Annotated in this window: 13 protein-coding genes, 1 tRNA gene, 1 rRNA gene, 1 other RNA gene and 1 other annotated feature; of the genes, 12 read left to right on the top strand and 4 right to left on the bottom strand. The window is 40.8% G+C overall.

From position 1 onward, the window contains the following. Positions 1 to 70 (top strand): 5S ribosomal RNA (gene rrf / locus ACQKL0_RS20055); the annotation flags it as partial. A gap of 89 nt (positions 71 to 159) precedes the next feature. Here the strand turns inward: rrf and ACQKL0_RS20050 are convergent. Next, the gene (locus tag ACQKL0_RS20050; RefSeq protein ID WP_427689194.1) at positions 160 to 1,125 is read right to left on the bottom strand and encodes a YaaC family protein; all 966 of its coding nucleotides are present in this window, start codon (positions 1,123 to 1,125) and stop codon (positions 160 to 162) included. Positions 1,126 to 1,237: 112 nt separating this feature from the next. Here ACQKL0_RS20050 and guaB point away from each other — a divergent pair, with 112 nt between their 5' ends. From guaB to ACQKL0_RS20030, 4 genes are all read left to right on the top strand, one after another. After that, positions 1,238 to 2,701, top strand: coding sequence for an IMP dehydrogenase (gene guaB, locus ACQKL0_RS20045; RefSeq protein ID WP_402876122.1), 1,464 nt, complete (start codon positions 1,238 to 1,240; stop codon positions 2,699 to 2,701). Positions 2,702 to 2,874: 173 nt separating this feature from the next. Continuing rightward, entirely contained in the window at positions 2,875 to 4,191 is a 1,317-nt protein-coding gene (locus ACQKL0_RS20040; RefSeq protein ID WP_402876124.1) for a D-alanyl-D-alanine carboxypeptidase family protein, read from the top strand. A 67-nt stretch (positions 4,192 to 4,258) separates the two neighbouring features. Continuing rightward, positions 4,259 to 4,486: a binding site (T-box leader), on the top strand. Positions 4,487 to 4,549: 63 nt separating this feature from the next. Then, positions 4,550 to 5,830 (top strand): serine--tRNA ligase, encoded by a 1,281-nt coding sequence (serS, locus tag ACQKL0_RS20035; RefSeq protein ID WP_427689192.1) that lies wholly within the window; start codon positions 4,550 to 4,552, stop codon positions 5,828 to 5,830. A gap of 129 nt (positions 5,831 to 5,959) precedes the next feature. After that, a tRNA-Ser gene (locus tag ACQKL0_RS20030) sits at positions 5,960 to 6,052 on the top strand. 121 nt (positions 6,053 to 6,173) lie between these two features. Here ACQKL0_RS20030 and ACQKL0_RS20025 read toward each other — a convergent pair. The 3 genes from ACQKL0_RS20025 to ACQKL0_RS20015 all read right to left on the bottom strand — a co-directional run bounded on the left by ACQKL0_RS20025 (position 6,174) and on the right by ACQKL0_RS20015 (position 8,184). After that, entirely contained in the window at positions 6,174 to 6,845 is a 672-nt protein-coding gene (locus ACQKL0_RS20025; protein WP_402876127.1) for a deoxynucleoside kinase, read from the bottom strand. Beyond that, positions 6,832 to 7,482: a deoxynucleoside kinase gene (locus tag ACQKL0_RS20020; RefSeq protein WP_402876129.1), complete on the bottom strand. Its 651-nt coding sequence runs from the start codon at positions 7,480 to 7,482 to the stop codon at positions 6,832 to 6,834. The genes ACQKL0_RS20025 and ACQKL0_RS20020 overlap by 14 nt, the downstream gene beginning before the upstream one ends. A 153-nt stretch (positions 7,483 to 7,635) precedes the next feature. After that, a complete protein-coding gene (locus ACQKL0_RS20015) occupies positions 7,636 to 8,184 on the bottom strand; it encodes an isochorismatase family cysteine hydrolase (RefSeq protein WP_402959835.1) in 549 nt (182 codons plus the stop codon). 138 nt (positions 8,185 to 8,322) lie between these two features. On the opposite strand from ACQKL0_RS20015, the gene tadA reads away from it, so the two are divergent. The 7 genes from tadA to ACQKL0_RS19980 all read left to right on the top strand — a co-directional run bounded on the left by tadA (position 8,323) and on the right by ACQKL0_RS19980 (position 12,695). Then, a complete protein-coding gene (tadA, locus tag ACQKL0_RS20010; protein ID WP_427689190.1) occupies positions 8,323 to 8,829 on the top strand; it encodes a tRNA adenosine(34) deaminase TadA in 507 nt (168 codons plus the stop codon). A 142-nt stretch (positions 8,830 to 8,971) separates the two neighbouring features. Beyond that, an RNA gene (gene ffs / locus ACQKL0_RS20005) (signal recognition particle sRNA large type) lies at positions 8,972 to 9,236 on the top strand. Between the two features lie 163 nt (positions 9,237 to 9,399). Further along, a complete protein-coding gene (dnaX, locus tag ACQKL0_RS20000) occupies positions 9,400 to 11,088 on the top strand; it encodes a DNA polymerase III subunit gamma/tau (protein ID WP_427689188.1) in 1,689 nt (562 codons plus the stop codon). A gap of 21 nt (positions 11,089 to 11,109) precedes the next feature. Then, the gene (locus ACQKL0_RS19995; protein WP_402876141.1) at positions 11,110 to 11,427 is read left to right on the top strand and encodes a YbaB/EbfC family nucleoid-associated protein; all 318 of its coding nucleotides are present in this window, start codon (positions 11,110 to 11,112) and stop codon (positions 11,425 to 11,427) included. A 60-nt stretch (positions 11,428 to 11,487) separates the two neighbouring features. Next, entirely contained in the window at positions 11,488 to 12,084 is a 597-nt protein-coding gene (gene recR, locus ACQKL0_RS19990; RefSeq protein WP_402876135.1) for a recombination mediator RecR, read from the top strand. Between the two features lie 20 nt (positions 12,085 to 12,104). Further along, entirely contained in the window at positions 12,105 to 12,323 is a 219-nt protein-coding gene (locus tag ACQKL0_RS19985) for a YaaL family protein (protein WP_402959830.1), read from the top strand. Between the two features lie 102 nt (positions 12,324 to 12,425). Continuing rightward, positions 12,426 to 12,695, top strand: coding sequence for a pro-sigmaK processing inhibitor BofA family protein (locus tag ACQKL0_RS19980; protein WP_402876139.1), 270 nt, complete (start codon positions 12,426 to 12,428; stop codon positions 12,693 to 12,695). The last annotated feature ends 366 nt before the right edge of the window (positions 12,696 to 13,061 follow it).

Below are 13,061 nucleotides of genomic sequence, written 5' to 3'. Positions count from 1 at the left end.
CGGCAGTTAAGCTCTTCAGCGCCGATGGTAGTTGGGGGTTTCCCCCTGTGAGAGTAGGACGCCGCCAAGCCATTTTAAAGGTCAGCCATTAGGCTTGGCCTTTTTTTGTGTGCAAAAAAGGGGTGTATGCCCCTAGTGACTTATGATCTTTCAGGAATTTCACCGACCAAGACTTCCAGGTTTAAGCCATTCGAAGACTAACAAAGGTATCTTGGCTTGGCTTATTTTAAGGAACTGCACAATAGAGGGGTAATCATCATTCGGCATCGTTTTCAGGAGTTCTGCCCACCATTCTGTTTCATAACGAGCTATTATACTAAGGTTGTATGAGATTAAATAATGAATCAGGAGTTCAGGTAGTGAAAAAGCCGGTGAATTCTTATTGAGTGATAGCATAAAAAGTTCAGCCTCCATATTGAATCGCATAGGAGAGGGCCCATTCATGCCGAGTGGCCCATCTACTTTTAATGATAGCCTCCCCTTCATCTCTTTCAAGTCAGTTACTTCTTTCGTTTTACTCTTCATGAATTCGAAGAAACGGTCGGCCGTCATTTGGTAGCTATCGAGTATAGAAGAAGGTAGTTCAAAACCATCATGGATATAAACGGGCGTGATGAAATTTGTTTTGGAATGGGTCCACGCAATCGATTGCAATTCAGGAATTTCTGCCAATAAGGATTCCATCGAAAACTTCTCCCCTTCCAAATGTTTAATATGGAATAAGTTTTCGGCAACCGAAGTGAAAAGTCCATTCTTCTGTGTTTTTACTTCATCCTTTAAAAAATCATATTGCTGTTTTTTTCTTTTCCTTGTCGTGACTCCATGGGCAAGTAAAGAGGTAGACTCCGGATAGTTAGGATTAACGGTAAGGAGGCAGGCTTTTAATAAATGGGTAAACCCATAAAAGGATAAGATTGGTTGTATGCAAAGAGGTGCTTTGGCTGATTGGTTATAGTAGATTTTAGAGTGCTCAATATAGTAAATGAATGGGTAACAGTTTTCATAACTTTTTTTTTCGGCATCTTCTATTTTTCCTTGCGTATAACGTTTTTGTAAAAAAAGTTGAGAAGAAGTAGCCGAAAAAAAGGGGGTAAATTTATCGAAATTATCATTGTTTTCAGGCATAATGAGTACTCCTTTTAATTAATAGAATAATCAAACATTTCATTCTTATCTTGACAGTAGTATAACCAATTGATAACCTACAAATAATATTTTTAAGTAGGAGGGGAAAAAAATGTGGGAAAATAAATTTGCAAAAGAGGGTTTAACTTTTGATGATGTCCTATTAATACCGGCAAAATCAGAGGTTTTACCGAAAGATGTTAATCTTCAGGTCAATCTAGCAGAAAATTTAAGGCTTAACCTTCCTATCATCAGTGCAGGAATGGATACCGTAACAGAAGCTGAAATGGCAATTGCGATGGCCCGTCAAGGTGGATTAGGTATCATTCATAAAAATATGTCGATTGAGGCTCAAGCTGAACTGGTTGATAAAGTAAAACGGTCAGAAAGTGGTGTCATTACGGATCCATTTTTCTTGACGCCCGATCATCAAGTGTTTGACGCAGAGCATTTAATGGGTAAATACCGGATCTCAGGTGTTCCTGTCGTTAATAATGAAGAGGAACAAAAGCTCGTTGGTATCATTACAAACCGTGACTTGCGATTTATTTCCGATTTCTCCTTGAAAATTTCCAGTGTAATGACTGTGGAGAATCTTGTGACGGCCCCGGTTGGAACAAACTTGGAACAAGCTGAAAAGATTCTTCAAAAGTATAAAATTGAAAAACTACCTCTTGTAAATGATCAAGGCGTATTAAAGGGCCTTATTACAATTAAAGATATTGAAAAAGTCATCGAGTTTCCCAATTCCGCTAAAGATAAGCAAGGTAGACTACTTGCAGGTGCAGCGGTGGGAGTAACCAAAGACACAATGAAACGTGTAGAAATGCTAGTGAAGTCTCAAGTAGATGCTATTGTACTAGATACGGCACATGGTCACTCTGCTGGGGTCCTTAACGTAGTAAAAGATATCCGTGAGGCTTATCCTAATTTAACAATCATCGCAGGAAACGTTGCAACTGCCGAAGGAACGAAAGCTTTAATCGAGGCAGGAGCCGATGTTGTTAAAGTGGGGATCGGACCAGGTTCAATTTGTACTACTCGGGTGGTTGCCGGTGTGGGTGTCCCACAAATCACCGCTGTTTACGATTGTGCTACAGAAGCAAGAAAGCATGGTAAAACGATTATTGCAGATGGAGGAATTAAATACTCGGGCGATATCGTCAAGGCACTTGCTGCAGGTGGTCATGCCGTTATGCTAGGTAGCATGTTAGCCGGAACAACTGAGAGCCCTGGAGAAACGGAAATTTTCCAAGGACGCCGTTTCAAAGTATATCGGGGAATGGGTTCCGTTGCTGCTATGGAAAAGGGTTCTAAAGATCGGTATTTCCAAGAAGATAATAAGAAATTCGTGCCAGAAGGAATTGAAGGCAGACTTCCTTATAAAGGGCCACTATCAGAAACCATCTATCAGTTAATTGGTGGAATCCGGTCCGGTATGGGTTATTGCGGAACTGGTTCATTAGAAGAGTTGAGAGATAATGCTCAGTTTGTTAAGATGACGGGTGCTGGATTAAGAGAAAGTCATCCACATGATGTACAAATTACCAAAGAAGCTCCCAATTATTCTATGTAATCAAATTAACATATGATTGTCATAAAAATTTATTGTAAAAATAGACAGGGTCTTCGATTACTCTGTCTATTTTTTTTATTTTTTCTGTGATAAACTAGACAAAGTGTCAAGGGGATTACATAGAATTCTTTGTATTCTATAGAGATAAGCTTAATAGTTGGAGGTATTGGAAATTGAAAAAAATCAGCAAGATTACTCTCGTTTTCACTTTTGTCTTTGTTCTTGTTATGTCACAATTTGCCTATCAACCACAGAAGGCTCAAGCTGAAACTGATTTAGGCTTAAAGGCAGAGGCTGCCATCATCATTGATGGAGTAACAGGGCAAATCGTCTACGAAAAAAATGCCGATAAAGTTTTAGGCATTGCTTCTATGTCAAAAATGATGACAGAGTATATCATCATGGAAGCGATTAAAAATGGGAAAATCACTTGGGATCAAAAGGTTAAAATAAATAAGTATGTTCACGATCTTTCAAAGGCACCGAACTTGTCGAATATTGGCTTAACTGAAGGAGAAGATTATACAGTTAAGGAACTATACCAAGCTATGGCTGTCTATTCAGGAAATGCTGCAACAGTAGCTCTTGCGCAGCTAATTTCTGGCAGTGAAAAGAATTTCGTGAAATTGATGAATGAAAAAGCTGGTAAATTAGGACTGAAGCATTATAAATTTGTTAACGCGAGTGGTTTAAATAACTCGGATCTTTTAGGGGAATACCCTACTGGTAAGGCTGATGAAGAGAATGTCATGACAGCTAAAGATACGGCACTTCTTGCTTATCGTCTAATTAACGACTATCCGGAAGTATTAGATTATGCCAGTATTTCTAAGCTGAAGTTCCGAGATGGAAAAGAGTATTCTAATTTCAACTGGATGTTACCTGGTCTAATTTTTGAATATGAGGGTGTAGATGGACTTAAAACAGGTTCTACAGACTACGCTGGTTACGCTCATACGGGCACAGTCATCCGAGATGGGCAGCGTTATATAACGGTAGTGATGAAATCCACTACTAAAAACGAACGTTTTGCCGATAGCACTAAGCTGATGAATTATGCATACAGTACATTTAAAAAAGAAAAAGTCCTTCCTGCTAATTACGAAGTAAAAGGTAGCAAGAGCCTGGCTGTCGTGAAAGGGAAGGAAGACAGCATTAAAGTTCAATCTAAGAAAGCGATTGAAATGCTAGTCGAAAACGGCGAAAAAGATCAATATAATACTAAAGTTGTAGTTGATAAAAGCAAGTTGAATAAAGATGGTAAGTTAACAGCCCCAATCAAAAAAGGGGAGAAGCTGGGTTATATCGCTGTAACTCCTAAGCAGGGTGAAGATTATGGATTTATTAACAGTGATACAGCGAAAGTCGATTTAGTGGCTGCTGAAACTGTTGATAAAGCTAACTGGTTCGTATTATCAATGCGCGCAATCGGTGGATTCTTCGGTGATGTATGGAGCAGTGTAGCCTCTACGGTTAAAGGCTGGTTTTAATTTTCGTGTATAAAATGGTTGCGTAATGTGTAAAATTATAGTACATTATGGAAAACAATTTGATTTCGAGAAAACCATGACAGGAAAAAGTAATAAGTGCTTCTTTCTTAAGAGAGCCGGTGGCTGGTGCAAATCGGTGTGAGAGTCTTATGAATCCCTCCTGGAGTAAAGTATGGAACGCCTTTACTAGGTTAGTAATTACTTTCGGCTAAAAGCCGTTATCGTGATAAGTGGAAGGTGTTTTTTCGTACACCTTTAACTAGGGTGGCAACGCGGGTTAACTCTCGTCCCTTCTTCGAGGGGACGGGAGTTTTTTGCGTTCTCGAGTAAAATCATCAGTAAATAAGGAGGAAATGTAATGTTGGACTTGAAATACGTAAGAAATAACTTTGAAGAGTTAAAGAATGTTTTGCAATTCAGGGGAGAAGATTTGACCGATTTGGGTAAATTCGAGGAACTGGACGTTAAACGCCGGTCTTTAATTGCCGATACAGAAAAGTTAAAAAGTAAACGTAATGAAGTATCTCAACAGGTAGCCGTTTTAAAGCGGGAGAAGAAAGATGCAGACCAACTGATTACGGAGATGCGTCAGGTTGGCGATCAAATAAAGGGGTATGACGAAGAACTACGTGAAGTAGAAGCGCAATTAGAGAAGTTGCTCCTTTCTATACCGAATATTCCACATGAAAGTGTTCCTGTAGGTGAAACGGAAGATGATAACGTGGAAATTCGCAAATGGGGTGAATTGCCGGAATTCACATTCGAACCTAAGCCCCATTGGGATGTGGCTGGTGATCTAGGAATACTGGACTTCGAAAGAGCTGCGAAAGTGACGGGTAGCCGTTTTGTCTTTTATAGAGGTCTTGGTGCCCGTTTGGAACGTGCATTGATTAGCTTTATGCTGGATTTACATGTCGAAGAACATGGATATGAGGAAATGCTTCCTCCTTATATGGTCAATCGTGCAAGTATGACAGGTACAGGACAGCTGCCTAAGTTCGAGGAAGACGCATTCAGAATTGAAAGCGAGGATTATTTCTTGATTCCTACTGCGGAAGTACCGGTTACCAACTTCCATCGTGATGAAATCTTGAGTTCGGATGATCTGCCAATCAGCTATGCGGCATATAGTGCATCTTTCCGTTCAGAAGCAGGTTCTGCAGGCCGGGATACACGCGGGTTAATTCGCCAGCATCAATTCAACAAAGTGGAATTAGTGAAATTCGTGAAGCCGGAAGATTCATACGCAGAATTAGAAAAACTTACAGGTCATGCCGAGAAAGTTCTTCAATTACTTGGATTGCCTTACCGAGTCCTGAGTATGTGTACGGGTGATCTTGGATTTACTGCCGCTAAAAAATATGACCTTGAAGTATGGATTCCAAGCTATGGAACCTACCGGGAAATCTCATCATGCAGTAACTTTGAGGCATTCCAGGCTAGACGGGCCAATATCCGTTTCCGTCGTGAGGCGAAAGGCAAACCGGAACACGTTCATACATTGAATGGATCAGGTCTTGCCATTGGACGGACAGTAGCCGCTCTTTTGGAAAACTATCAACAGGAAGACGGCACGGTCATCATCCCTGAAGTATTACGCCCATATATGCGTGGTGCGGAAGTCATCAAGCCAAAATAATGTTTAAAATCATAGTGTGGACCAGACCCCGAAAAGGGTAATCTGGTCCACTAATAATTATTTTAAAAAAGTGTTCTAAGAGTGCTTGACTTCTTTTGTGAATCGGTGTAATATAATAAATGTTGATACGGAGGTATACCCAAGTTCGGCTGAAGGGATCGGTCTTGAAAACCGACAGGGGAGTCAAATCCCGCGGGGGTTCGAATCCCTCTACCTCCTCCATAACTTATTAATAACCACAGCGCATAAATTGGATATCGTTGTCCCGTTACAGAAATGTAACGGGATTTTTGTTTTCTGATATAACAAAAAAACCATTGGCACCAATGCCAATGGTTTTTATTTATTTATTACGTAGTAAACGGGTTTGTTCCATGTATTCAGCAATCCGTTTTATAAGAGGTTCGATGCTAGCTTCATCATGCATAAGATCATATTCATTAATGTTTAAACGAAGGACCGGACAGGCATTGAATTGATTGATCCATTCCTCGTAACGATTGTGCATTTCCTGCCAATATTCAATCGGTGTATGCTGTTCCATCGGACGTCCACGTACTTGGATTCGATTAAGGATATCATCGATTGAACCCTCAAGATAGATAACCAAATCGGGGTGGGGGAAGTAAGGTGTCAGCACCATGGCGTTGAACAGGCTGGTATACGTTTCGTAGTCCACTTCATTCATAGTGCCTTTTTCATAGTGCATTTTCGCAAAAATCCCCGTATCTTCATAAATGGATCGGTCCTGAATGAAGCCACCGCCATACTCGAAAATCTTTTTCTGCTCTTTAAAACGTTCAGCGAGGAAATAGATTTGCAGGTGGAAACTCCAACGATCAAAATCATCATAGAATTTATCAAGATAAGGGTTGGCATCCACCTTTTCAAAGGATGTCCTGAATTGCAGGGCATCCGCCAAGGCATTCGTCATCGTCGATTTACCTACGCCAACCGTACCGGCTATTGTAATGACAGCATTGTTCGGGATATTATACTTTTTACGCAAGTTCATGTGGTACTACTCCTTTTTGCAGGGCATTCTCTATTTGGTTAATCATCATATTTAGATCGTTCTTGTTCCCGACGAAGTCTAAATCATCCCCATTAAATGTGAGGACGGGTATGTCTGGGTGCTGTTGTTCGAACGTTTCCATGAATATTTGATAATCTGAGGATAGCTGTTGTAGGTAACTAGGACTGATATTTTTTTCGAATTCACGCCCTCTTTTGCTAATTCGAGTTAAGAGTGTGTCTAAACTAGCATTCAAATAAATGACCATATTTGGCTTCGGCATGTCTCGAGTTAAAATATTAAATATTTCAATGTATTTATTGTACTGTTCGTCCTTTAACGTTCGTTCTGCAAAAATCAAATTCTTGAATATATGATAATCAGCCACCACGGCTTGTTCATTGGTGAGAAACTTGGTTTCAATATCTTCTAATTGCTTATAACGGTTACATAGAAAAAACATCTCTGTTTGAAAGCTCCACTCATCGATATTATCGTAAAATTTCCCGAGAAATGGATTTTCATCAACGATTTCTTTCAATAAAGAAATGTTGAAGTGATCAGAAATTACTTTTGCAAGTGATGTTTTTCCCACACCAATAGGTCCTTCGACAGTGATAAATGGGATGGTTTTCATCCATTCTGTCCTCCTTCAATGAGGTATCGGACTGAAACTTCCAGTTTGTTATGTTTTTCAGCCAAAAGATATTGTAACACAACTGGGAGGATTCTGTGGTATTTTGTTGGTTCCAAATTGTAGAGAATGACTGGTAAGCACGAAGGGAAATACTCAAAAATCCAATGAACTTTTCTTTGTAGAAGCTTTAAGGACGTGGTTCATCATGGTCAGTGCATAATAGTTATCATCCTTTGAGGCAGAAGCGATACAATCTTCAGGAACCCATAATTCATATTCTCTCATATAAGCATCGTTGGCTGTGAAAAGGACACAGATGTTACCGGCAATCCCTGTGAGGATCAAACGTTTTACATGAAGTTGATGGAGAAGTGTGTTCAGCGCCGTTCCATAAAAAGCGGAATGCTTCGGTTTGATTAAGAAGAACTCATCTTGCTCTGGTTTGATTCTTTCTATTAGATTAGCATTTCTTTCATTTTTGCAGGTCTCGATGATTTTATTGTAATCGGCCTGCCATAACTTATAGTGATCGTTAATATAAATGATTGGATAGCCATTTTCTTTCATATATCTTTTTAATTCTATTATCGGTTTCATGATAGCTTTAGTATGTTGAAGGAGCATATCCCCATTATCGAAATTAAAGTCATTGATCATATCGATAATCAGTAGGGCGATTGAAGGGGAATCAGGTCGGTTCATGTAGTATCCTCCTTAAGTATGCAAAATTACTTGCGACAGGTAGCTGCTTACGGTACTATTCATTAGAATAAGTAGTTGACCTTTATTTTGTCTTATATTTGTCTATTTACTCCTACTTAGTAAAAGGGGGTTTTTTTCATGAAAGATGATATATATTATATGAACGTAGCCTTGGGTGAAGCTGAGAAAGCGCGCCAACTGAATGAAGTACCAATCGGGGCCATAATAGTTATAGAAGACCGGATCGTTGCGAGAGGTCATAATTTGCGGGAAACGGACCAAAACGCGATAGCCCATGCGGAGCTGCTTGCCATCAATGAAGCGTGTGTGGAACTTGGTAGTTGGCGACTTGAAGAGGCGACGCTTTATGTCACACTGGAGCCATGTCCGATGTGTGCTGGCGCAATTCTGCAGTCAAGGGTGAAACGGGTCGTATTTGGTGCCCATGATCCAAAAGCAGGCTGTGCGGGAACCTTTATGGACTTACTTCAAGATCAGCGGTTCAATCATCAATGTGAGGTTACGAGCGGTGTGCTTGAAGAAGAGTGTGGCGGGATTTTAACAGCTTTCTTTAAACAACTGAGGAATCGAAAGAAAGCACTGAAGCAAAAGAAAAGGGAAGAAAGTCAGGTAACGGAAAATTAATGACGTGAGACTAAGTGTCAGTTTTTCACCTCCTAAAAAATGGATTATTGCCATTCCTTGCCCAACACTTGCGTTTTTTTTATAACCTTAGTATAATAAGATATGCGTCGTAGTGACGCTATGAATATTGGTCTCACATTTGCCGTGCTAGACGGGGAGGTAGCGGTGCCCTGTACTCGCAATCCGCTCTAGCGAGGTTGAATTCCTTCTCGAGGTTAGCATTCTGTAGGGTCTGCCTTAAGTAAGTGGTGTTGACGCCCGGGTCCTGCGCAATGGGTCTCCATGAACCATGTCAGGTCCGGAAGGAAGCAGCATTAAGTGGAAGTTCTCATGTGCCGCAGGGTTGCCTGGGCTGAGCTAACTGCTTAAGTAACGCTTATGGTTGCTAATCGACGGAAGGTGCACGGCAGTTATTTTACATAATCAAAAAACTCATTCGTAAAGGGTGGGTTTTTTTGCGCGTTAAGAAGGTAATTCGGTTCATCGGAGCATTTTTCTTTAATGGATTTTGAAATTAAGGAAACCAGTACGGTATAATAGAAATGATGGAGAAAATAAGGAGGGATTTCCGTGGGGTATCAGGCATTATACCGAGTGTGGCGGCCACAACAGTTCATTGATGTTGTTGGACAGGGGCATGTGACGAAAACGTTGCAGAATGCTCTTGTCGGGCAAAAAGTTTCCCATGCCTATTTATTCTCGGGACCGCGTGGGACAGGGAAAACGAGTGCGGCCAAAATACTTGCAAAAGCAGTTAACTGCGAACATGCGCCTACAAGTGAACCCTGTAACGAATGTGCTACTTGCCGCGGAATCACCGATGGCTCCATATCAGATGTTATTGAAATAGATGCAGCATCCAATAATGGCGTCGAAGAAATCCGTGACATTCGTGATAAGGTCAAATATGCACCGAATGCGGTTACATATAAAGTTTATATTATTGATGAGGTACACATGCTTTCGCAGGGGGCGTTTAATGCCTTATTAAAAACATTGGAAGAACCACCAAAGCACGTCATTTTCATATTGGCGACGACTGAACCTCATAAAATTCCATTAACGATCATTTCCCGCTGTCAGCGATTTGATTTTAAAAGAATACAACCACAGGACATTGTCGGACGGATGTCACAAATCATCGCCGAGAGTGGGATTTCCTGTGATGAGCAGGCTCTTCACATCATTGCCAGAGCAGCCGAGGGCGGGATGCGTGATGCGCTTAGTCTACTTGACCAGGCCATTTCATTCAGTTCCGAAACGGTATCGGTGGAAGATGCTTTAACGGTAACGGGCTCCGTGTCTCAATCGTTCTTAAGTAGATTGGCGAAAGCGATATACGATAAGGAAGTTGCCGTGGCTCTTGAAGTCCTTGATGAATTATTGGCTATGGGAAAAGACCCAGCCCGCTTCATTGAAGATATGATTTATTATTTCCGTGACATGCTTCTGTTCCAGGCTGCCCCATCTCTTGCAGAATCCTTTGAAAGGGTGTTGATTGACCCGCAATTCAAGGAGTTGGCAGAAGTGATCCCTTCTAAATCGATCTATTCGATTATTGAAAGTTTCAACCAAACGCAACAAGATATGAGGTGGACGAACCATCCCCGTATATTCCTGGAAGTTTCCCTGGTGAAGCTATGTAATGAGCAAAAGCCTAATGAAATGGATAACGGGAAGGTCCAACAATTGCTTCAAAAGATAGAAGCGTTGGAAAAACAAATGATGGATTTACAGAAAAATGGAATTGCTGCCGTTGTTTCTGAAAAACCGGCGGAACAGGCAAAACCCCAACGGTCGATGAAAAAGGCTTACAAGGCGCCGACGGGAAAGATAAACCAAGTATTGAAGCAAGCCACGAAACCTAATTTACAGGGTGTAAAGAGTAAATGGGGGGAAGTGCTTGAACAGTTAGGGCAGCAAAACCAAAAGTCACTCGCGGCTCTGTTGACGGAAGCGGAACCTGTTGCTGCGTCTACGGAAGCTTTTGTGGTAAAATTCAAATATGATATTCATTGCCAAATGGCGATGGAAAATAACCGTTTCATAGAAGTGATCGCCTCTATCATGCAGCAATTAACTGGTCATCGTATGGAGATAGCCGGAGTTCCGGAGAGTCAGTGGCAGAAGTTGCGGGAGGATTTTATTTCAACACAACAGTTTGAAGGCCCAGAAGAAACGGAATCAAAAGAAGAAGACCCTTTCATAGCCGAAGCAAGAAAGTTAGTCGGAGATGATTTGCTCGAAATTAAAGAATAATTGGAGGTAGGAAAAATGGGTATGCGTGGCGGTAATATGCAAAATATGATGAAACAAATGCAAAAGATGCAAAAGAAAATGGCAGAGGCACAAGAAGAGTTAGGTGAAAAGAAGATTGAAGGAACAGCTGGTGGCGGAATGGTAACGGTTATTGTAACCGGACATAAGGAAATCGTAGATGTCATTATCAAACCGGAAGTCGTTGACCCGGATGATATCGATATGCTGCAAGATCTAGTGTTGGCTGCTACCAATGATGCTTTGAAAAAGGCAGAAGAACTAACAAGCCAAACGATGGGACAATTCACCAAGGGAATGAACCTTCCAGGCATGTTTTAAGCAAGTTTAAAAGAAACTTCCTTTCAAGGGGGTTTCTTTTGAAATTTTAGGAGGAATTTGATGCATTATCCAGAACCGATTTCCAAGCTTATTGATAGCTTTATGAAATTGCCGGGGATAGGGCCGAAAACTGCGGCTCGATTAGCCTTTCATGTACTGAGCATGAAAGAAGATACTGTTTTGGATTTTGCGAAAGCGTTGGTGAATGCAAAGCGAAATCTCATGTACTGCACAGTATGCGGGCACATAACGGATCAGGATCCTTGCTATATTTGCGAGGATCAAAGAAGAGATAGGGACTTGATATGTGTCGTGCAGGACCCTAAGGATGTCATAGCCATGGAAAAGATGAGGGAATTCAATGGCCTGTATCATGTATTGCATGGCAGTATTTCGCCAATGGACGGTATTGGTCCGGAAGATATAAATATTCCTGATTTATTGAAGCGACTTCAAGATGAAACGGTACAGGAGGTCATATTGGCCACGAATCCTAATATCGAAGGAGAAGCGACGGCCATGTACATTTCCCGGTTGCTTAAACCATCGGGAATTAAAGTGACGCGGATTGCTCACGGACTTCCGGTTGGAGGGGACTTGGAGTATGCAGATGAAGTGACTCTATCAAAAGCAATAGAAGGAAGAAGAGAAATATAAGATAGCTTGGAGGACTCCGCGTGTTCTTTCGTAAAAAAAAACAGCTTCGGAACGAATATAATGAGGCGTTGATAGGGGAACTTGAACAGTTGAAAAGGAATTGGCATAACCAAAAATCCTTACTTGAAAAAAGTGTAGACCCATCTGTAGAAGTAATCGCACAAACGAGGTTAGCGGAAGTGAAGTATTTCTACTTATTTAGAGAAGTGAAAAGAAGAAATGTACGCATACAAAGATGATAGACCGTGGTTATAAGGGGTTTCCTTTATAACCATTTTTTTGGGCCGGTTCTTTATCTATATCATCCAACATATAAGTGTAATACAAGCTTGTGGGGAGGTATGAGATTGGAACCAATTGTTTTTGTGGCTGTAATTGGCGGTTTGATTCTTGTTCTTTTAATTATAGGAGCACCATTGAAACCCATTCGATTTATAGGACAAGGCATTATAAAAGTCATCATTGGGGCAGCTTTTTTATTCTTCCTTAATATGCTGGGTAATCAAGCGGGTATTCATGTCCCGATCAATTTAGTGACCTCTGCGGTTGCTGGACTGCTTGGGATACCGGGAGTTGCTGCTCTAGCGGCTATCGGATATTGGATAGTATAGAAGTGAAAGCGGAAGGTGTTGAAAGAAGCTTCAAGGAAAACTCCTTGAAGCTTCTATTGATTTAACGAAAGTGGAGGCAAGCCATGTATTTTTTATAAAATAGTAAAATATCTATTGACGGAAATAAAACAACCTGATAATATATTAGGAGTCGCAACAATGACAAACAAATTAATAAACATTCAATCAACAAAACAACATAAATAAATGTTGACAAGAGCTTGGATGCGTGGTAAGATAATAAAGTCGCTTACGAGGTAAGTGATTGAATAATTGCTCTTTGAAAACTGAACAAAACAAAGCGCCAACGTAAATTTTGAGTGAGCACACACTATAAAAAAGCAAAATGAGCAAGTCAAACATTTC

The sequence above is a fragment of the Peribacillus sp. NPDC097264 genome, from assembly GCF_050277925.1.
Taxonomy (GTDB): domain Bacteria; phylum Bacillota; class Bacilli; order Bacillales; family DSM-1321; genus Peribacillus.
This window is presented reverse-complemented; position numbering and strand designations above follow the sequence as displayed.

Excerpts from the sequence above, each read along its gene's own strand:
- serS (WP_427689192.1), top strand. The coding sequence starts at position 4,550 with ATGTTGGACTTGAAATACGTAAGAAATAACTTTGAAGAGTTAAAGAAT.
- ACQKL0_RS19995 (WP_402876141.1), top strand. The coding sequence starts at position 11,110 with ATGCGTGGCGGTAATATGCAAAATATGATGAAACAAATGCAAAAGATG.
- ACQKL0_RS19980 (WP_402876139.1), top strand. The coding sequence starts at position 12,426 with ATGAGATTGGAACCAATTGTTTTTGTGGCTGTAATTGGCGGTTTGATT.
- ACQKL0_RS20015 (WP_402959835.1), bottom strand. The coding sequence starts at position 8,184 with ATGAACCGACCTGATTCCCCTTCAATCGCCCTACTGATTATCGATATG.
- ACQKL0_RS20050 (WP_427689194.1), bottom strand. The coding sequence starts at position 1,125 with ATGCCTGAAAACAATGATAATTTCGATAAATTTACCCCCTTTTTTTCG.
- recR (WP_402876135.1), top strand. The coding sequence starts at position 11,488 with ATGCATTATCCAGAACCGATTTCCAAGCTTATTGATAGCTTTATGAAA.
- tadA (WP_427689190.1), top strand. The coding sequence starts at position 8,323 with ATGAAAGATGATATATATTATATGAACGTAGCCTTGGGTGAAGCTGAG.
- ACQKL0_RS20025 (WP_402876127.1), bottom strand. The coding sequence starts at position 6,845 with ATGAACTTGCGTAAAAAGTATAATATCCCGAACAATGCTGTCATTACA.
- ACQKL0_RS20020 (WP_402876129.1), bottom strand. The coding sequence starts at position 7,482 with ATGAAAACCATCCCATTTATCACTGTCGAAGGACCTATTGGTGTGGGA.
- guaB (WP_402876122.1), top strand. The coding sequence starts at position 1,238 with ATGTGGGAAAATAAATTTGCAAAAGAGGGTTTAACTTTTGATGATGTC.